The organism is Kitasatospora sp. NPDC086009 (assembly GCF_044540385.1).
GTDB lineage: Bacteria > Actinomycetota > Actinomycetes > Streptomycetales > Streptomycetaceae > Kitasatospora.
Genome location: NZ_JBITSA010000006.1, coordinates 54,038 through 73,698 on the forward strand (window position 1 = coordinate 54,038; position 19,661 = coordinate 73,698).

14 protein-coding genes are annotated in these 19,661 nt (G+C 74.4%); 8 read left to right on the top strand and 6 right to left on the bottom strand.

The genetic code is table 11. From position 1 onward, the window contains the following. Positions 1 to 20 precede the first annotated feature (20 nt). A complete protein-coding gene (locus tag ACIF6L_RS16840) occupies positions 21 to 3,464 on the top strand; it encodes a right-handed parallel beta-helix repeat-containing protein (RefSeq protein ID WP_396488630.1) in 3,444 nt (1,147 codons plus the stop codon). A gap of 80 nt (positions 3,465 to 3,544) precedes the next feature. Then, positions 3,545 to 4,891 carry a S8 family serine peptidase gene (locus tag ACIF6L_RS16845; protein WP_396488629.1) on the top strand — a complete coding sequence of 449 codons (1,347 nt, stop codon included), beginning with the start codon at positions 3,545 to 3,547 and terminating at the stop codon, positions 4,889 to 4,891. 16 nt (positions 4,892 to 4,907) lie between these two features. Here ACIF6L_RS16845 and ACIF6L_RS16850 read toward each other — a convergent pair whose 3' ends face one another. After that, positions 4,908 to 6,005 carry a MinD/ParA family protein gene (locus ACIF6L_RS16850; protein ID WP_396488627.1) on the bottom strand — a complete coding sequence of 366 codons (1,098 nt, stop codon included), beginning with the start codon at positions 6,003 to 6,005 and terminating at the stop codon, positions 4,908 to 4,910. Between the two features lie 300 nt (positions 6,006 to 6,305). Between ACIF6L_RS16850 and ACIF6L_RS16855 the strand changes: the two genes are divergently transcribed. Both ACIF6L_RS16855 and ACIF6L_RS16860 read left to right on the top strand, forming a co-directional pair. Beyond that, positions 6,306 to 8,366: a thioredoxin domain-containing protein gene (locus tag ACIF6L_RS16855; protein ID WP_396488625.1), complete on the top strand. Its 2,061-nt coding sequence runs from the start codon at positions 6,306 to 6,308 to the stop codon at positions 8,364 to 8,366. Between the two features lie 41 nt (positions 8,367 to 8,407). After that, on the top strand, positions 8,408 to 9,268 hold the full coding sequence (locus ACIF6L_RS16860) for a GNAT family N-acetyltransferase (protein ID WP_396488623.1): 861 nt from the start codon (positions 8,408 to 8,410) through the stop codon (positions 9,266 to 9,268). Positions 9,269 to 9,344: 76 nt separating this feature from the next. On the opposite strand, the gene ACIF6L_RS16865 is transcribed toward ACIF6L_RS16860, so the two are convergent. Then, the gene (locus ACIF6L_RS16865; RefSeq protein WP_359806068.1) at positions 9,345 to 10,277 is read right to left on the bottom strand and encodes a hypothetical protein; all 933 of its coding nucleotides are present in this window, start codon (positions 10,275 to 10,277) and stop codon (positions 9,345 to 9,347) included. 265 nt (positions 10,278 to 10,542) lie between these two features. On the opposite strand from ACIF6L_RS16865, the gene ACIF6L_RS16870 reads away from it, so the two are divergent. Together ACIF6L_RS16870 and ACIF6L_RS16875 are read left to right on the top strand one after the other, a co-directional pair. Further along, positions 10,543 to 11,199, top strand: coding sequence for a papain-like cysteine protease family protein (locus ACIF6L_RS16870; protein WP_396488620.1), 657 nt, complete (start codon positions 10,543 to 10,545; stop codon positions 11,197 to 11,199). Positions 11,200 to 11,207: 8 nt separating this feature from the next. Then, positions 11,208 to 12,065, top strand: a complete 858-nt coding sequence (locus ACIF6L_RS16875) for a hypothetical protein (protein ID WP_396488619.1) — start codon at positions 11,208 to 11,210, stop codon at positions 12,063 to 12,065. 150 nt (positions 12,066 to 12,215) lie between these two features. Here ACIF6L_RS16875 and ACIF6L_RS16880 read toward each other — a convergent pair whose 3' ends face one another. Together ACIF6L_RS16880 and ACIF6L_RS16885 are read right to left on the bottom strand one after the other, a co-directional pair. Continuing rightward, complete coding sequence (locus tag ACIF6L_RS16880) at positions 12,216 to 12,872, bottom strand: TetR family transcriptional regulator (RefSeq protein WP_396488617.1); 657 nt, start codon at positions 12,870 to 12,872, stop codon at positions 12,216 to 12,218. Between the two features lie 8 nt (positions 12,873 to 12,880). Then, complete coding sequence (locus ACIF6L_RS16885; RefSeq protein WP_396488615.1) at positions 12,881 to 14,458, bottom strand: MFS transporter; 1,578 nt, start codon at positions 14,456 to 14,458, stop codon at positions 12,881 to 12,883. A 304-nt stretch (positions 14,459 to 14,762) separates the two neighbouring features. On the opposite strand from ACIF6L_RS16885, the gene ACIF6L_RS16890 reads away from it, so the two are divergent. Continuing rightward, on the top strand, positions 14,763 to 15,428 hold the full coding sequence (locus ACIF6L_RS16890) for a hypothetical protein (protein ID WP_396488613.1): 666 nt from the start codon (positions 14,763 to 14,765) through the stop codon (positions 15,426 to 15,428). Here ACIF6L_RS16890 and ACIF6L_RS16895 read toward each other — a convergent pair. Continuing rightward, complete coding sequence (locus tag ACIF6L_RS16895) at positions 15,399 to 16,082, bottom strand: hemolysin III family protein (RefSeq protein ID WP_359836765.1); 684 nt, start codon at positions 16,080 to 16,082, stop codon at positions 15,399 to 15,401. The genes ACIF6L_RS16890 and ACIF6L_RS16895 overlap by 30 nt on opposite strands. Before the next feature lie 276 nt (positions 16,083 to 16,358). Here ACIF6L_RS16895 and ACIF6L_RS16900 point away from each other — a divergent pair, with 276 nt between their 5' ends. Continuing rightward, positions 16,359 to 18,185 carry a phosphoenolpyruvate carboxykinase (GTP) gene (locus ACIF6L_RS16900; protein ID WP_329489393.1) on the top strand — a complete coding sequence of 609 codons (1,827 nt, stop codon included), beginning with the start codon at positions 16,359 to 16,361 and terminating at the stop codon, positions 18,183 to 18,185. Between the two features lie 246 nt (positions 18,186 to 18,431). Here the strand turns inward: ACIF6L_RS16900 and ACIF6L_RS16905 are convergent, their stop codons facing one another. Next, the gene (locus tag ACIF6L_RS16905) at positions 18,432 to 19,646 is read right to left on the bottom strand and encodes a pyridoxal phosphate-dependent aminotransferase (protein WP_396488611.1); all 1,215 of its coding nucleotides are present in this window, start codon (positions 19,644 to 19,646) and stop codon (positions 18,432 to 18,434) included. Between the last annotated feature and the right edge of the window lie 15 nt (positions 19,647 to 19,661).

The window sequence follows — 19,661 nt, forward strand, 5'->3', positions numbered from 1 at the left end:
ACGACGGAGGAGAACGCCCGATGAGCCGCCATGTGCTGACGGTCTGCGCGGAACCGAGCGGCGGCGGTTACCGCACGATCGGCGCCGCCCTGGAGGCGGCCCGCAGCGGAGCGGTCATCAGCGTCCGCCCGGGCCGTTACGAGGAGAACCTGGTGATCACCAAAATGGTGACCATCACCGCCGAGGAGGCCCGCGGCAGCGTGCGCATCTCACCCCGGCGCGGCGCGGTGGTGCAGGTGGTCGCCGAGGCCGTCCAGCTCACCGGCCTGGTCCTCCAGGGCCAGGACGAGGAACTGCCCACCGTCGACGTCCCGCGCGGCCAGGCCGCCCTCCAGGACTGCGAGGTGGCGGGCAACTCCTGGACGGCCGTGCTGGCCCGCCAGCAGGGATCGCTGGCGATGCGCGGCTGCCGCGTCGTCAACCCCGCCGGGGCCGGCATCGTCGAGACCTCGACCGGCACCAGCGTCATCGAGGACTGCGTGATCGAACACCTCGGCAGCTCCGCCGTGGTGATCGGCGAACGCGCCAACCCCGTCGTCCGCGGCTGCGTCATGCGCGACGCCCGCGGCAACGGCGTGTGCGTCAACGGCGAGGGCCGCGGCTCGATCGAGGACTGCGAGATCTCCGCCACCGACAAGCCCGGCATAGCCCTGGAGGAGAACAGTTCCACCCGGGTGCTGCGCACCACCGTCCTGGACACCTCGATCGGCGTCTACGTCAGCTCCGCCGCCCAGGTGGTGCTGGAGGACTGCACCGTCAGCTCGACCCGCGGCCACGGCGTGGTGCTGGCCGGCGGCACCGACCCGCTGCTGCGGCGCTGCCGCACGGTGCGCACCAAGGGCCACGGCATCCACGTCACCGGCCGCTCCCGCGGCCGCTTCGAGGAGTGCGAGGTGGCCGCCTCGGAGCTGGCCGGGATCCTGGTGGACGAGTCCTCCAGCCCCGCCCTGACCCGCACCGCGGTCGCCGACAGCGCCGGGGCGGGAGTGGAGCTGACCGGCGAGAGCGCCGCCGAGTTCGACCGGCTGGAGGTGCGCGGCGCGGCCGGGGCCGGGGTGAGCGTCCGCGACGGCGCCAACCCGCTGCTGCGCCGCCTGGACATCGCGGAGGTGCGCGGCCACGGCGTCGAGGTGTTCCGGGAAGGACGCGGACGGCTGGAGTCGTGCGTGCTGTCCGCCACCGGGCGGGCCGCACTGCGGGTCGCCGACGGCGGCAACACCCAGGTCGGCGGCTCCACGGTGCGCGGCGGTGCCCCGGCCGCCGGCCCCGGCCGGGCCGCCGCGGTGGCCGGGGTCGAGGTCGGCCCCGGCGGCGTCGCCTCCCTGCGCGACTGCGACATCGCCGAATGGACCGGCGACGGCGTGCTGGTCGAGGACGGCGGCGAACTCACCATGGTCCGCGCCCGGGTGCACGGCAACCGCGGCCACGGCGTGCTGATGGCGGCGGGCAGCCGGGCCGCGCTGAACGGCTGCGAACTGACCGACAACGCCGGCGACGGCCTGCGGGTGGACTCCGAGGAACCGGTCCGGGTCACCGGGTGCACCGTCGCCGGCAACCGCGGCTCGGGGCTGCGCCAGACCAGGGCCGGCAGCCGGCTGGCGGTACAGGACCTCACCAGCCGGGACAACGGCCGCGCCGACAGCCACGGCAGCGCGAGCGCCGGCGCCGAGGACGGCCCCGCGGCGGTCCGGCCGGCCGGCGCGCAGGACGGCGCCGGCGCCGGGGACCGCGACGACGCCACCGACCCGGCGCGGCACTCGGCCGCCGCCCCGCCGCCGCCCGAGCCGGAGGGACCGCAGGCCGCGCTGCAGGCGCTGGTCGGTCTGGAGGGCGTCAAGGACCAGGTGGCCACCCTGGTCAACCTCAACAAGCTGGCCCGGCGCCGGGAACAGGCCGGCATGCCGGCTCTGCCGATGGGCCGCCACCTGGTCTTCGCCGGGCCGCCCGGTACCGGCAAGACCACCGTCGCCCGTCTCTACGGCGCCATCCTCGCCGAGCTCGGCGTGCTGCCCAGCGGCCACCTGGTGGAGGTGGCCCGCGCCGACCTGGTCGCCTCGATCATCGGCGGCACGGCGATCAAGACCACCGAGGTCTTCCAGTCCGCGCTCGGCGGCGTGCTGTTCGTCGACGAGGCGTACACGCTGTCCGCCGGCTCCGGCGGCACCGGACCGGACTTCGGCCGGGAGGCGATCGACACCCTGGTCAAGCTGATGGAGGACCACCGCGACGACGTGGTGGTGATCGTCGCCGGGTACTCGGACGAGATGCGCGACTTCCTCGCCTCCAACCCGGGCCTGGCTTCCCGTTTCAGCCGCACCGTGGACTTCCGCAACTACTCGCCCGAGGAACTGGTCACCATCGTCGAGCGGTCCGCCACCGCGCACGGCTACGAACTCGACGCCGTCACCGTGGACGCGCTCGGGACGCACTTCACGCGGATGCCCAAGGGCGCCGACTTCGGCAACGGCCGCGCCGCCCGCAAGGTGTTCGAGGAGATGGTGGACCGCCAGGCGTCCCGGCTGGCCGAGCTCGCCGAAGTCACCGACGCGGACCTGCCGCTGCTGCTGCCCGAGGACCTCGGCGCGGAGGCCGCCGCCGCGGCCCGGGCGGAGGCCGGCGCGGCGGGCGCCGACGGCGGCAGGGGCACCGAACTGCTGGAACAGCTGCGCTCGATGGTCGGCCTGGCCGCCGCCAAGGAGCAGGTCGAAAACCTGGTCAACCTCATCACCCAGGTGCGCCGCCGGGAGGAGGCCGGCCTGCCCACCGCGAAGATCAGCCACCACCTGGTCTTCGCCGGGCCGCCCGGTACCGGCAAGACCACCGTCGCCCGCCTGTACGGCGAGCTCCTCGCCGAACTCGGCGTGCTGCCCGGCGGCCAGCTGATCGAGACCGCCCGCGCCGACCTCGTCGGCCGCTACATCGGCCACACCGCCCAGCTCACCCGCGACGCCTTCGAACGCGCCCGCGGCGGCGTGCTGTTCATCGACGAGGCCTACACCCTGACGCCCCGCAACGGGGCCGGCGGGGACTTCGGCCAGGAGGCGGTGGACACCCTGATGAAGCTGATGGAGGACCACCGCGACGAGGTCGTGGTGATCGTGGCCGGCTACCAGGAGGAGATGGAGGGCTTCCTCGCCTCCAACCCCGGCCTGGCCTCCCGCTTCTCCCAGCAGATCGCCTTCGACCACTACAGCGCGGACGAACTCGTCACCATCGTCCGCCTGCAGGCCGAGCAGGCCGGCTACGTCTGCGCGCCCGAGACCCTCGCCGCCCTGGCGCAGCTGTGCGAAACCGTCCCGCGCGACCGCAACTTCGGCAACGGCCGCTTCGCCCGGCAGACGCTGGAGGCGATGGTGACCCGGCAGGCCGGGCGCCTGGCCCGGCTCGACATCGGCGACGTCTCGGAGCTGAGCCTGCTGCTGCCGCAGGACATCCCCGTGCCGGCGCGGGCGAGGGCTGTATGACCGGCGCTCGCTCCCGTGCGCGCCGCGCCGCGCGGATCCGACCGGCTGCGGGGGTGCGGCGGACGGGGGCCGGTCCGGCGGTGTGCGCTGTGCTGTGCCTCGGCATCCTGCTGGCGCAGGCCGCCCCGGCCGGCGCCGCACCCGGTGCCCCGGTCCCCGGCGCCCCGGTCCCCGGCACTCCCGCCGCGGCGGGTACGGCCCGTCCGGGTCAGCCCTCCTCCGGCGGCGCCGAGCCGGGGTCGCTGCCCGTGATCGGGCAGAGCCGGAGCGCGGGCCGCGCGGACGGCTGCGTGAAGCCCTCCGACAAGGACACCGACCGGATGCCGTGGGCGCAGGCCTTCCTGCGTCCCGAGACCGCCTGGCAGCTCGGCCGCGGCGCCGGGGTGACCGTCGCCGTCGTCGGCTCCGGAGTGGACCCGGCCTCCGGCGTCCTGGGCGGGCGCCTGGTGCCGGGGCCGCGCGAGTACGGCGAGGGCGCCTCCACCCGCGACTGCGTCGGCCACGGCACGTTCCTGGCCGGACTGATCGCGGCCGGCCGGCGCGACGGCGTCGGCTTCGCGGGCATCGCCCCCGAGGCGCGCGTCCTGGCCGTGGCCGTGACCGATGACGTCGGGAACACCACCGCCGCCCTGCTGGCCAAGGGCATCCGCGACGCGGCCGACGGCGGCGCCCGGGTGATCGCGCTGGCCCTGCCCGTCGCGGCGGGCGACGAGGACCTCGCCGGCGCGGTCCGCTACGCAGGCGGCAAGGGGGCTCTGGTGGTCGCCCCGGCCGGGCCCGACCAGGGCAGCGGGTCCGGGTCCGCCCCGGCCCCCGCGGAGGTCCTGACGGTGTCCGACCTGGCCCCGAACGGCGCCCCGAACGGCGGCGGTACGGACTCCGGCGGGTCGGGCGGCGTCGGCTCGGGCACCTCCGGCACCTCCGGCACTTCCGGCGGTTCCGGTGCCCCGGGCGGCGGGGCCGGGCGGATCGACCTGGTGGCCCCGGGGGGCGCCATGATGAGCGTCGGGCCCGGCGGCAAGGGTTACTTCACCGGCTCGGGGCCCAGCTTCGCCGCCGCCGTGGTGGCCGGCACCGCCGCCCTGGTCCTCGGCTACCGGCCCGACCTCGGGCCGGCCGGGCTGAAGGACCGTCTGACGTCCACCGCCTACCACCCGGGCACCGCCCTGCCGGACCCCCGCGTGGGCTACGGCACGGTCGACCCGGCGGCCGCCGTCGGCGCCCCGGCGCCGGCCGCCGTCCCGCCGTCGCCCCGCCCGGCCCCGACCGTCGCCGCACTCCGGCCGCCGTCGCCGGACACCGCCGGGCACCAGGCGGTGGTGACGGCGGGCGCCGTCCTCGCCGGCGTCGCCCTGGTCACCGGCACCGCACTGGTCTGCGCGGCCGGCCGCCGCCGCGCCTGGCGCCCCGGGCGCTGGCAGGCCTGACGGGCCCTCCCAGGCCCTAGCCGGCGGGAAGGGCGGCGCCCGGGTGGCTCATCCCCTCGGCGACCGCGGCGGCGAGTTCGAGGTGGGCGCGGCGGGTCCGGTGGCGGAGCTTCGCGGGTTCGAACGTCCCGCCGAGGGCCAGGTGCTCGTCGAAGGGCAGGACGACGGCGGCCCGGCAGAGGCTCTCGAAATGCGCCACCAGGTTCTCCGCCTTCACCACCCGGCCCGTGCCGCGGACACCGGAGACCACGGTCACGCTGCGCCGCGCCAGCGGCCCGTAACCGTTCGCGTGCAGCCACTCCAGGGTGGCGTCGGCGCCGCTCGCGCCGTCGAGGCTGGCGGTGGCGGCGATGACCAACTGGTCGGCGAGGTCGAGCACGGCGCGCGTGGCGCCGTGCAGCAGGCCGGTGCCGCAGTCACTGAGGACGATCGGGTACTGGCGGGCGAGCAGGTCGACCAGCCGCTGGTAGTCCTCGCCGCCCAAGGCGGTGGCGACCGCCGGGTCCGGGTCGTTGCCCAGCACCTCCAGACCGCTGGGGGTCAGCGAGGTGAAGCGGCGGATGTCCATGTAGCCGGTGATCGAGGGAGCGGCGACCAGCAGGTCCTGGACGGTGGCCGTGGTCTCCCGGTGAACCCGCCCGCTCAGGGTGCCGGTATCCGGATTGGCGTCGACGGCGATCACCTTGTCGGACCGCGTCTCGGCGAGCACGGAGCCGAGCGCCAGCGTCACGGAGGTCTTGCCCACACCGCCCTTGAGGCCGACGACCGCGATCCGGTAGGAGCGGTGCAGCGGGGTGCGGACGACGGCCTCCAGCCGTTCCCGATCGACCCGGCCCAGGCCGAGCCCGGCGCCGAGGCCGATCCCGCGCAGGCCTCGCCGGGCGACGGGCGCGCCGACCCCCGGCACAGCTTGGGCCGGCTGTGCCGCCGGCTGGGGCGGGGCGGCGAGGGGAGCGGCCTCCGGGAGCACGGCCATCGTGCCCGTGGCGTCCAGCGGCCGGCGCCGCTCGGGCTCCTGTGGCGGCGAGACGGGCCCGTACACCGGGGCGCGGTCCCAGTCCGCCTCCCGGTCCAGCCGCCGCACCCGTTCGATGACCGTGTGGTCGCCCGTCACGCCATTGCCTCCTGTCACCGCATCGCCCCCGCCGTCCGCCTCGACTCAACGGCCCGGGGCGGCGCGCCGGTTCAACGCCGCCTCCCGCCCCGGATCGACGGGGCGAACACCCGACGGGTGCGCGTCGGATCAGCTGCGGCAGCGGCCGGACGCCGAGCAGCCGTCCCCGGGCAGCCCCCGCGTCCCGGGCCTTCGCGACCAGGACGCTCGACCACCGCCGGACCGCACCGCCCGCACTCGGGCGCACCGGGCCGCCGTTTCGACAGCTGTCCCGTCGCCTGCCATGAGTAGGGTGGCGGCGTGAATCGTCTCGCCGGTGCGACCTCGCCCTATCTGCTGCAGCACGCCGACAACCCGGTCGACTGGTGGCCCTGGGGCCCCGAGGCGTTCGCGGAGGCGGAGCGGCGCGGCGTGCCGGTGCTGCTGTCGGTCGGGTACGCGGCCTGCCACTGGTGCCACGTGATGGCCCACGAATCCTTCGAGGACGAGGCGCTGGCCGCGTACGCCAACGAGCGGTTCGTCGCGGTGAAGGTCGACCGCGAGGAGCGGCCGGACGTCGACGCGGTCTACATGGAGGCGGTGCAGGCGGCCACCGGGCAGGGTGGCTGGCCGATGACGGTCTTCCTCACGCCCGACAAGGACCCGTTCTACTTCGGGACGTACTTCCCGCCGGAGCCCCGGCACGGGATGCCGTCCTTCCGGCAGGTCCTGGAGGGCGTCGACGCGGCCTGGCGGGACCGGCGCGAGGAGGTCGGCGAGGTCGCCGCCCGGATCCGGGCCGACCTGGCCGAGCGGGCCTCGGTGTACGGGGTCGGCAGCGGGGTCCACCGGCCGCCGGGGGAGGCCGAGCTGCACGAGGCGCTGGTCGCGCTCGGCCGGGACTTCGACGCCCGGCGCGGCGGCTTCGGCGGGGCGCCCAAGTTCCCGCCGGCCATGGTGATCGAGTTCCTGCTGCGCCACCACGCCCGGACCGGCTCGGCGGCCGCGCTTGAGATGGCCGTCCGGACCGCCGCGGCGATGGCCCGCGGCGGCATCCACGACCAGCTCGGCGGCGGCTTCGCCCGGTACGCGGTGGACGCCGACTGGGTCGTCCCGCACTTCGAGAAGATGCTGTACGACAACGCGCTGCTGCTCCGCGCGTACCTGCACCTGTGGCGGGCCACCGGCTCCCCGCTCGCCCGCCGGGTGGCGCTCTCCACAGCCGACTTCCTGCTGCGTGAACTGCGCACCCCCGAAGGGGCGTTCGCCTCGGCGCTGGACGCCGACAGCCTGGACGGGAGCGGCGCCTCGGTCGAGGGCGCGTACTACGCCTGGACGCCGGGGCAGCTCGCCGAGGTGCTGGGGGAGGCGGACGCGGCCCTCGCGGCGGAGCTCTACGAGGTCACCGCGACGGGGACGTTCGAGCACGGCTCCTCGGTGCTGCAGCTGCCGGCCGACCCGCCGGACGCCGAGGCGGCCGAGCGGATCCGGGCGAGGCTCTTCGCGGCGCGGGCCGAGCGGCCGGCGCCCGCCCGGGACGACAAGGTGGTCGCCGCCTGGAACGGGCTGGCCGTCGCCGCGCTCGCCGAGACCGGCGCGCTGCTGGAGCGGCCCGACCTGGTCGAGGCCGCCGAACGCGCCGCCGACCTGCTGCTGGCGGTCCACCTCACGCCGGACGGCCGGCTGCTGCGCACCTCCCGGGACGGCCGGGCCGGTGCCCACGCGGGCGTCCTGGAGGACTACGCGGACACCGCCGAGGGCTTCCTCGCGCTGTACGCCGTCACCGGTGAGGCCGAGTGGCTGGAGCTGGCCGACGGGCTGCTGGACACCGTGCTCAAGCACTTCGCCGACGAGGCGTCCGGCGCGCTGTACGACACCGCCGACGACGCCGAGGAGCTGATCCGGCGGCCCCAGGACCCGACGGACAACGCCACCCCGTCCGGCTGGACGGCCGCGGCCGGCGCGCTGCTGACGTACGCCGCCTACACCGGGTCGGCGCGCCACCGCACGGCCGCCGAGCGGGCGCTCGGCATCGTCGGGGCACTGGCCGGCCGGGCGCCCCGGTTCATCGGCTGGGGCCTGGCGGTGGCCGAGGCGCTGGTGGACGGCCCGCGCGAGGTGGCCGTGGTCGGATCGGCCGGGGATCCGGCGACGGCCGCGCTGCACCGGGCGGCGCTGCTGGGCACCGCGCCCGGCGCGGTGGTCGCGGTCGGCGCGCCGGACGCCGACGAGGTGCCGCTGCTGGCGGACCGGCCGCTGGTGGGCGGCGCACCCGCCGCGTACATCTGCCGGCACTTCGCCTGCGACGCACCGACCACCGACCCGGCGGTGCTGGCCGAACGACTGGGCGTCCTGGTCGAGTTGGACGACCCGGCGAGCTGAATCCAGTTGTGCCCGGCCGGGCGGCCGGGCGAGAATCGCCCATGACCTGGACCCTGGCCACGTCCCTGGACGACTTCCTCGCGCGGGCGGGCGGCTTCCTCCGCGCCCGCCCGGCCGAGAACACCGTCCTGCTCACCGTGAGCGACCGGCTGGTCGGGCGCGGGCCGCACGCCTTCGGCCCGCAGACGCCGGTCTTCGGGTGGTGGAGCCGTGAGCCGCGCGGCCCGGTCGAGGGCGCGTTCCTGCGGACCCCGCCGTTCGAGCCGCGCCTCGGCGTGATGCCGGACCGGGCGGCGGCCGAGCTCGCCGTCGAACTGGCCGCGGCGGGGCCGGACTTCACCGAGGTCACGGCGGTCTCCGGTGGCGAGTCGGCGGTCCACGCGTTCGCCGCCGCTTGGCAGGCCGCGACCGGCGCCACCGCGTGCGCGCGCTCCCGTCAGCGGCTCTACCGGCTCGACGGGCTGACCGGCCCGCCGCGCCCGCCGGCCGGCCGCCCCCGGGTCTGCGCTCCGGCCGACCGCGAGCTGCTGGTCGACTGGTACGGGGCCTTCGGGGCCGAGGTCGTCATCGAACTCCCCAACGCCCGGGACACGGTGGACGACCGGATCGCCGCCGGGCTGCTCCACGTCTGGGAGGACGGCGGCGCCCCGGTCGCGATGGCCGGGAACAGCCCGGTGATCGCCGGCATGTCGCGGATCGGGCCGGTCTACACCCCGCCCGAGCGGCGCGGCCGCGGCTACGCGAGCGGCGTCACCGCGGCCGCCTCGGCGCACGCGCTCGCGCAGGGGGCGGCCGAGGTGCTGCTGTTCACCGATCTGGCCAACCCGACCAGCAACTCGATCTACCGGCAGCTCGGCTACCGCCCGGTGGAGGACTGCCTGACGGTCGGCTTCCCGGGTTGAGCGGCGGGCGTCCCTGTCCGACGGTTCGGCGTCCGGGCGTGACCGGCGGGCGGCCCGTCCACGGCGCGGGGGCGGGCTACTCCCAGTCCCACCGGACGCCGAGCAGGCAGGGCTGGAGAGCCGTCGCCACCAGGTGCACGCAGTGGTGGCCGTCGAGGGTCAACTCCTCCGTCTCGTAAGGCTTCTCGCCGGGGGAGCGGAGGGCGAAGCGGTGGCAGCGGACGGGCAGGGCGGCGGGGTGGAAGGTGACCTGAAGGACGTACTGGCCGGCGCCGGAGTTGAAGCCTCGGACGTACTCGCAGCCGGGCGTGGGTGACGGGCTGGCGTCGAAGCCGTAGCCCAGCAGGTGGGTGTCGCCGGCCCGGAGGCGGCGGTCGAGGAGGAGCTCGGCGACCAGCAGGTGATGGGCCTGGTCGCGGCGGATCCGGCCGGGGCGGCAGTTCTCCTCGGCGCGCACGCCGACCCGGGCGATGTCGCAGCCCGGGTCCCCCTGGTAGATGGCCAGGTAGCGGTCGATGCCTTCGCGGTGGGCGCGCAGCGCGTGCTGGGAGTCCCGGCGCAGCAGTTGGCGGTCGGCGCCGATCCGGATCCGCTCGATGTGGGTGATGGTGTGCAGCCCGGTGTCGCGCGGGCCGGAGAGCTCGGCGAGCAGGTCGTCGACGGCGGCGGCCGGGGAGATGAGGTCCCGGTAGGGGCGCACGGGCGGGCCGGCCTGCTCGGCGGGGGTGGCCCGGCGGGGGCCGAGCAGCCGGGTGAGGGAGTGCTCGGGGAGTTCCAGCACCTCCTCCAGGGCCCGGACCGCGCGCAGCGATTCGGGCCGGTCGGGCCGGCGGCGGCCCTGCTGCCAGTAGCTGAGGCTGGTGACCCCGATGTCGATGCCGCGCAGGGCGAGGTGCCGGCGGATCCGGTGCAGGGCGAGGCCCCGGGCGGCGATGGCGGTGCGCAGGGCCACGTGGAACGGGCCGGTGCGCAGCGCGGTGGCGAGGTCGGCCTGGTCGCTCCGCTGCATGGCGGCCTCCTCGGTGGGCGGGCAGGGCGGACACCGGCTGGTCGTGAATATTCACATGTGGAAGGCCGTTTGTCACCGGTCCGGGCCTGCCGCGCGGGCGTTTGCGGGGCGGCGTTCACACCTGGGCCGGGCCGTTCACACCGCGTTCCGCGTGCTGTGAAGGCCGTTGACCTGCTTCTGTCAACGGGGCGATGCTCGGTGGCGCGATCCGGACCGCACCCAGACGGAACCCCCACTCCTCTGTCGTGCAAGGAGAAACTCCCCCATGCCAGTTCCACGGATACGTCCGCGCCGCGCCGTCGCGGCGCTCGCGCTGGGCGTGCTCGGCCCGGCGCTCAGCGTCGCGGCGACCAGCCCCGCCTCGGCCGCGCCGGCCCCCACCGGTGCGTCCGTCCAGGTTCGTCCGGCCGCGGCGCCGGGCAGTACGGCCGATCTGGCCGGCACGTTCAAGAAGCTCAACATCACCATGCAGCAGCAACAGCAGACCAACTGGTGCTGGGCGGCGAGCGGCAACACCATCGCCACCTGGTTCGGGTACGACTACAGCCAGAACCAGTTCTGCAACGCCGCGTTCGGCCGCTCGTCCAACTCCAGCTGCCCCAACAGCCAGGCCACGCTGGGCGACGTGCAGAACGGTCTCAGCCGAATCGGCATCAACCCCGGCTCGTACGTCACCGGGTACCTGCGCTACAGCACGGTGCAGACCGAGGTGAACGCCGACCGGCCGATCGAGACCCGGATCCAGTGGAGCTCCGGCGGTGGCCACATGCACGTGGTCTACGGCTACGACACCGGCAGCAACTGGGTGTACTGGGGCGACCCGTGGCCCTCCAACACCCGCTACAACTGGGCGGACTTCACCTACTACGTGTCCAACGGCACGTTCTCCTGGACCCATTCCCTGTACCGGATCGGCGCGTGAGGGCGGCCATGACCAGCATCCGTAACGCGGCCGTCGCCGTCCTGCTCGCCGCCGGCCTCGGTCTGGCCGTCACCCCGGCCGCCCAGGCGGACACCGCCGCGGACAGCCCCGCGGGCACCCCCGCCCCGGTCACCGCCGCCGACCTCGCGCAGGCCCGGGGCGCGGTCCAGGACCCGGCCGTCCTGGACCGGTTGGGCCACTTCTTCGCCCGCAAGGGCGTCCCGCCGACCCAGCAGCTCACCATCGGCGCGGCCGAGGAGGCGCGGGCGGCGAGCGCGGCCGCGCCGAGCCTCTCGGGCGACACCGTGCCGGTCTACACCCTGGACGCCGGCTTCGTGGCCGGCGCCCCGGGCGCACCGGTCGCGACGGCCGAGTACACCGCCAGCAAGGCCGTCTCGGCGGACGGCCAGGTGGCCTCGGTCTGGACGGTCAAACAGGGCGACGGCTGGCGGGTGGTCAACATCGCCTCGGGCGGCGACGAGACCGACTACGCGGCGCGGGCGGCGGCCGGCGGTGGCGGGACGCCGTTCCGCGAACCGCAGCTCAACGCCTGGTACGTGCTGCGGGACGGCCGGGTGCTGCCGCTGGACGACGAGGCGCGGCGTTCGGTGGGCGGGTCCGGGGTGAGTCTGGCGGCCTACCAGCGGCTGGTCCACCAGCGGTACGGGGACAAACTGCCCGGCTCGGCGTACGACCGGGCCGGCAAGGGCGGCGGCTACCAGCCGGACGCCACCGGGCAGGGGGCGGCCGCGGCGGACGGCGGCACGCTGCCGGCCGTCACGGCGGCGGCGGCGGCCCTGGGGGCCACGGCGCTGGTGGGCGCGGGCCTCGCCCTGCGGCGACGGGCGGGCGCCCGGCGCGGCTAGCGCGTCCATCGGGTAGCGGGTCCACCGGATGGCGGGTCCGTCGGGTAGCGGGTCAGCCGGACGACGAGTCCGTCGGAGAGCGCGTCCATCGGGTGAGCGGCGGGGTCCGGCTCGGCGGCCGGGCCCCGTCGCGGCTTCGCCGGTGCGGCCCTAGAGGTCGGTGAAGCCGCGCTCCAGCACGGCGAAGGTGTGGTCGACCAGGTCGGCGATGTCCAGCTCGCCGTTGCTCTCGGCCCACCGCAGGACGGTCTCGCCGGTCGCCGCTCCCAGGGCGGCCGCGGTGACCCGCATCTCGAAGGTCGGCTCCTCGACGCCCCGGCGCCGGGTCAGGACGGCGAGGTAGAGGCGCTGCGGGTCGTTGGCGTTCTCGCGCATCCTGGCGCGCAGCGCGGGGACGTCGTGGATCAGCCGCAGGCGGGTGAGCAGCTCGTCGCGTTCGTCCTGGATCAGTTCGCGGATCAGGCCGACGATGGCTTCGCGGCAGGAGCGGAGAAACGGTTCGTCAGCGGGGCGGGCGAGCAGCGCGCTGACGATCGCCGGGTCGTACTCGTCGGTGAGGACGAGGTCCTCCTTGGTGGCGAAGTACCGGAAGAAGGTGGACTGCGAGACCTCGGCCGCGGCCGCGATCTGCTCCACGGTGGTGTTCTCGTAGCCCTGCGCGGCCATCAGCCGGTACGCCTCGCGGCGGATCGTCCGGCGGGTCCTCAGCTTCTTCCGTTCGCGCAGCGACAGCGGCGCCTCCAGCATCGCCCGGACCGGGTGGGCCGGGTCTGCCGGGGGCGCCGTGGTCGGCCGCGTTGCGCTCATACCTTCGATTATCCGTGATCGGCGGCGGGGACGGCGGTGGTCTCCGGGGCGGGACCGGCGCCGGTGCCCGGGCGCGGTTCGGCGGTCGGCATCCGCAGGGCGACCAGCACCGCCGAGAGCAGGGCGATCACCCCGGAGACGAGCAGGACGAGCGTCATCCCGTGCACGTATGCGGCGTGGGCGGAGACGGTCAGGGCGCCGTCCCCGGAGGCGGCGGCCACCGCGTCGGCGGCGACCACCGACTGCCCGGCCCGGTGCGCGGCCTCGGCCGGGAGCGCGGCGGTGTCCAGCGCACCGCGGTAGGAGTCGGCCAGCATGCTGCCGAAGACGGCGACCCCGATCGCGCCGCCGACCTGGCGCAGCGTCTGCATCAGGCCGGAGCCGACCCCGGCCCGGGCCGGCGGCAGGGTGAGCAGGGCGGAGGCCTGGGCGGTGATCAGCGAGAGGCCCATGCCCAGGCCGAGCAGGGTGAGCCAGACGGCCGCCAGGCCGTAGCCGTCCAAGACGGAGGTGCGGCTGCCGAGCAGCAGGGCGGCGGCCAGCGAGGTGAGCCCGAGGGCGATCACCGACCGGGGGCCGATCCGGGCGACCAGCCCCTCGCTGAGCTTGGCGGCCACCATCAGCCCGACCATCATCGGCATCAGCCGCAGACCGGTGCCGAAGGCGTCCGCGCCCAGCACGCTCTGGAAGTACAGCGGCAGGACGAAGAAGGCGCCGAAGAGCACCAGGGAGACCAGCGTGGCGGCCCCCGCGGCCCAGCGGAAGGTCGGGTCCGCGAGCAGGGTGAGGTCGAGCATCGGGGCGTGCTGGTGGCGGCTGCGCAGCACCAGGACGGTGAGGGCGACCAGCGAGCCGCCGATCATGCCGATCACCAGCGGGTCGGCCCAGCCGCGTTCGGGGCCCTCGATGATGCCGTACGTCAGTGCGGCCAGACCGCCCGCGCCGAGGACGGTGGCGAGCACGTCGATCCGGGGTGCGGCGGGGTTGCGGGTCTCCGGCAGCAGCAGGACGCAGGCGACGATGCCGATCACCGTCAGCGGGACGTTGATCACGAAGATCGCGCCCCACCAGAAGTGCTGCAGCAGGAAGCCGCCGATCAGCGGGCCGAGCGGGGTCCCGGCGGCGAGCGCGGCGGAGAGGATCGCGGTGGCGCGGCGCTGCTCGCCGGCCGGGAACAGACCGGGGATCACCGCCAGGGACATCGGCATCACCAGGGCGCCGGCCAGACCCATCGCCGCACGGGCGGCGACCAGGGTGCCGGGGCTGTCGGCGAGCATGCCGACCGCGGAGGCGAGGCCGAACAGGGCGAGGCCGGTGGTGAGGGTGCGGCGGCGGCCGAAGCGGTCCCCGAGCAGGCCGGCCGGGAGCATCGCGGCGGCGAAGACCACCGTGTAGGAGTCGACGATCCACTGCTGCTGGCCGGTGGTGGCCCGCAGCTGGGAGGCCAGGGTCGGCAGGGCCACGTTGAGGATCGTCATGTCGAAGCTGATGACCAGGACGCTCAGCGCGACGGCGACCAGCGCCAGCCAGCGCCGCGGATCGGGGCCGGGCGGAGCGGGCGGGGCGGGTACGGCGGGAGGGGTCACGGCGGCCTCCGGAGCTTTCGGGGAAGTGACTGTCAAATGACAGTAACTTCCAAAAGAGGGCGGCCGTCAATGTCGCGCGCCCCCGCGGGTAGTCGTGACCCACCGTGACGTGTCCTGGAAGTGTGCTTCCCGCACAAGGAATTGACGCAACGTTGATCTGGCGTTCGCCGCCCCGGGGCGGCCTCGGGTGACTGACGGTAGATAGGATGTGGCAATCGGTCAGTGCTGGCCGAAGCGTGCCGAGAGCGAGAAGGGGTGGGGCGGCAGGAGCCGACCACGTGCCCGGCGCAGGAAGGGGAGTCGAATGGCCGGCAGGGAGTCGAGCGCCCAGATCTGGGGTGCGGCGGTGGTGGTGGGGTCCGCGCTGGCCGTGGTCGCGGCCTACCTGATCAACGGTGCCGTCCTGGTGCTGGGGGTCGCCGGGGTCGAGGTGCTGCTGCTCATGGTGTACGTCGGCCGGCGCTGGCAGCAGCTGCACCAGCAGGCCGGGCCGCGCGAGCGCCGTCCGGCGCGCCGGCACCGCCCGGGGCGCGGCCGGCCGGACCCGGCGCACTGCGAGCGCTGCCGCCGGGCGCGCGAGGCGCTGGACGCGCGGCAGGCCGGCTCCCGTCCGTACGGGGTGCGTGAGCAGCTGATCCGCGAGCACCCCGGCCGCGAGTACCCGGTGCGCGGGTTCCCGGCGCCGGAACGTCGGGCCCCCGGGCTCGCGGGCCCCGACCACTCGGCCGCCGAGCTTCCGAGTCACGACCGTGCGGCCCGCGAGCGCGCCGCACGGGAGCGTCCGGGGGGCGAGCGCCCGGCGTACGAGCGCCCGGGGCACGACGGCGCGGCGCACGAGCGCGGGGACCGCCGGCCGGGCCGGCCGGGTCCGGAGTGGACAGCGGAACGGGCGGCCGCCCGGTCACTGGACCGGCCGACCGCCCGTCGTGGGGCGCCGGGTTCAGCGGGTCGCGCTGTACGCCACCAGTGAGACACCGACGTATTGCACGATGAAGGCTCCGAGGGTGAAGGCGTGGAACACCTCGTGGAAGCCGAACCAGCGCGGTGAGGGGTTGGGCCGCTTGAGCCCGTACACCACGCCGCCGACGCTGTAGAGCACCCCGCCGACGATCATCAGCACCAGCACCGCGACCCCGCCGGTGCGCAGGAAGTCCGGCAGGAAGAAGGCGGCGGCCCAGCCCAGCGCGATGTACACCGGCGTGTACAGCCAGCGCGGCGCGCCCACCCAGAACACCCGGAACGCTATCCCCGCCAGCGCACCGCCCCAGACCGCCCAGAGCAGCACCTGCTGCGCGGCGCCGTCCAGCAGCAGGATGGTGAACGGGGTGTAGGTGCCCGCGATGATCAAGAAGATGTTCGCGTGGTCGAGGCGGCGCAGCACGGCGTCGCCGCGCGGCCCCCAGGTGAAGCGGTGGTAGACCGCGCTGACCCCGAACAGCAGCCAGGCGCTGACCGAGTAGATCGCGCAGGCGATCTTGGCGGGCGTGGAGTCGGCCAGGCAGATCAGCACGATCCCGGCGGCCACCGTGGCGGGGAACATCCCGGCGTGCAGCCAGCCGCGCCAACGCGGCTTGATCTCCACGCGCTCCGTGCTCTCCAGGAGCTCAGCAGTCATGGGCAGCATGCTACCTGCTACCTACGGCTCCGTAGGTTACTGACGCGTAGGAAGTGGTCCTCATCACTACTTGGACGTTTTGGAGTGTTCGGGGGTCGGTCGGGTCGGGCTCGGGTCGGCCGAAGGAGCCGGATTACCAACAAGTAATCAGACTGAATGTAGTAAAAGATGAGTCAATTTCACCGTTGCGCCGTGTTCTGGGCTTGAGGCCGGAGCTACGCTGCAAGCACCCTCAAACCCCCGCTACGCCGTCTCCGTGCCGAGATGGCGTGAAACGGAGCGATCGTGTCGTACGAGAACCTCGCTCTCAGCGCATCCGCGCCCACCCGTCACAAGCGCCTGCTGGCCTGGGTGAGCGAGATCGCCGAGCTCACCCAGCCGGCCCGCATCGAGTGGTGTGACGGGTCCGAGGAGGAGTACCAGCGCCTCGCGGACCTGCTGGTCGCTCAGGGCACCTTCAGGAAGCTCGACGAGAAGAAGCGCCCCAACTCCTACTACGCCGCCTCGGACCCCACGGACGTGGCGCGCGTCGAGGACCGCACCTACATCTGCTCCGAGCAGGAGAAGGACGCCGGTCCGACCAACAACTGGAAGGCCCCCGCCGAGATGCGGGAGGTCTTCCAGGGCGAGAACGGTCTCTTCCGCGGCTCGATGAAGGGGCGCACGATGTACGTCGTGCCCTTCTCGATGGGCCCGGTCGGCTCCCCGCTGGCCGCGTACGGCGTCGAGATCACCGACTCCGCCTACGTCGCCGTGTCGATGCGCGTGATGACCCGCATGGGCCAGGCCGTGATCGACCAGCTGGGCGAGGACGGCGAGTTCGTCAAGGCCGTGCACACCGTCGGCGCGCCGCTCGCCGAGGGCGAGGCGGACGTCGCCTGGCCGTGCAACAGCACCAAGTACATCTCGCACTTCCCGGAGACCCGCGAGATCTGGTCCTTCGGCTCCGGCTACGGCGGCAACGCCCTGCTCGGCAAGAAGTGCTACGCGCTGCGGATCGCCTCCACGATGGCGCGTGACGAGGGCTGGCTGGCCGAGCACATGCTCGTCCTCAAGCTCACCCCGCCGACCGGCGAGGCCACGTACGTCGCGGCGGCCTTCCCCTCCGCCTGCGGCAAGACCAACCTCGCCATGCTCCAGCCCACCATCCCGGGCTGGAAGGTCGAGACGATCGGCGACGACATCGCCTGGATGCGCTTCGGCGCCGACGGCCGGCTCTACGCCATCAACCCCGAGGCCGGCTTCTTCGGCGTCGCGCCCGGCACCGGCGTCGACACCAACGCCAACGCCATCGAGACCCTCTGGGGCAACACCGTCTACACCAACGTCGCGCTGACCGACGACGGCGACGTCTGGTGGGAGGGCCTGACCGAGGAGCCCCCGGCGCACCTCACCGACTGGCGCGGCAACGACTGGACGCCGGAGTCCGGCACCCCGGCCGCCCACCCCAACGCCCGGTTCGCCGTCCCGGCCGCGCAGTGCCCGACCATCGCCCCCGAGTGGGAGGACCCGGCGGGCGTGCCGATCTCGGCGATCCTGTTCGGCGGCCGCCGCGCCACCGCCGTCCCGCTGGTGACGGAGTCCTTCGACTGGCAGCACGGCGTCTTCCTGGGCGCGAACATCGCCTCCGAGAAGACCGCCGCCGCCGAGGGCACCGTCGGCGAGCTGCGCCGCGACCCGTTCGCGATGCTGCCGTTCTGCGGCTACAACATGGGCGACTACTTCGCCCACTGGCTGAAGGTCGGCGCCCAGGCGGACGCCGCCAAGCTGCCGAAGATCTACTACGTGAACTGGTTCCGCAAGAACAGCGAGGGCTCGTTCGTCTGGCCCGGCTACGGCGAGAACAGCCGCGTGCTGAAGTGGATCGTCGAGCGCCTGCAGGGCACCGGCGAGGGCGTCGAGACCCCGATCGGCGTGCTGCCGACCGTCGAGGGCTTCGACCTGGACGGCCTGGACCTCTCCGAGGCCGACCGGGAGCTGCTGTTCACCGTGGACGCCGACATCTGGCGTCAGGAGGCCGCGCTCGTCCCGGCCCACCTGGAGCTCTTCGGCTCCCACACGCCCACCGAGCTGTGGGACGAGTACCGAGACCTGGTCGCCCGCCTCGGCTGAGCCTGAGCCTCAGCCCGGCGAGTAGTGGTGGGTGCGTGGCACGAATCGCGCACCCACCGAGCGACAGGACGGCCGGAGTTCCGCGGACGATCTTTCCCCGACCAAGGAGATCGTCCGGACCGGGACTCCGGCCGTAGCTTTTCCCGGACCGGACCGGACCGGACCGGACCGGACCGGACCGCGACGGCCAGCCGGACCGGCCTGACCGCGACGGCCTGACCGCGACGGCCTGACCGTCCGGGCCCGCTACGGCTGGGTGTAGCCGCCGAGGAAGTCGCCGATCCGGGTGACGGCGTCGGTGATCTCCTCCGCCCGGGGCAGCGTGACCAGGCGGAAGTGGTCCGGCTCGGGCCAGTTGAAGCCGGTCCCCTGGACCAGCAGGATGCGTTCGGCGCGCAGCAGGTCCAGCACCATCTGGGCGTCGTCCTTGATCTTGTAGACCTTCGGGTCCAGCCGGGGGAACGCGTAGAGCGCGCCCTTCGGCTTGACGCAGCTGACCCCCGGGATCTCGTTGAGCAGCCGGTACGCGGCGTCCCGGGACTCCAGCAGCCGGCCGCCGGGCAGCACCAGGTCCTTGATCGACTGTCGGCCGCCGAGCGCCGCGGCCACCGCGTGCTGGGCCGGCATGTTGGCGCACAGGCGCATCGAGGCGAGCACGGTCAGGCCCTCGATGTAGCTGCGGGCGCGTTGCCGGTCGCCGGAGAGCACCATCCAGCCGGAGCGGAAGCCCGCCACCCGGTACGCCTTGGAGAGCCCGTTGAAGGTGACGCAGAACAGGTCGGGGGCCAGCGTGGCCAGCGGGACGTGCTCGGCGTCGTCGTAGAGGATCTTGTCGTAGATCTCGTCCGCGTAGACCACCAGCTTGTGCCGGCGGCCGATCTCGACCAGGCCCTCCAGGACCTCGCGCGGGTAGACCGCGCCGGTCGGGTTGTTCGGGTTGATCACCACGATCGCCCTGGTCCGGTCGGTGACCTTGGCCTCGATGTCGGCCAGGTCCGGGTACCACTCGGACTGCTCGTCGCAGCGGTAGTGCACGGCGGTGCCGCCGGCCAGCGAGACGGAGGCGGTCCAGAGCGGGTAGTCCGGCGCCGGGACGAGCACCTCGTCGCCGTCGTCGAGCAGGGCGGTCATCGCCAGCTGGATCAGCTCGGAGACGCCGTTGCCGAGGAAGACGTCCTCGACGGTGAGGCCGTGCAGCCCGCGCTCCTCGTAGTGCATCACCACGGCCCGGCGGGCGGCGAGCAGGCCCTTGGAGTCGCCGTACCCGTGCGCGGAGGAGAGGTTGCGCAGGATGTCCTGGAGGATCTCCGGGGGCGCGTCGAAGCCGAACACGGCGGGGTTGCCGGTGTTGAGCTTCAGGATGCGGTGGCCCTGCTCCTCCAGCCGCATCGCCTCGTCGAGCACCGGGCCGCGGATGTCGTAGCAGACGTTGGCGAGCTTGCTGGACTGGATGACCTGCATGCCTGCCTACTTTAG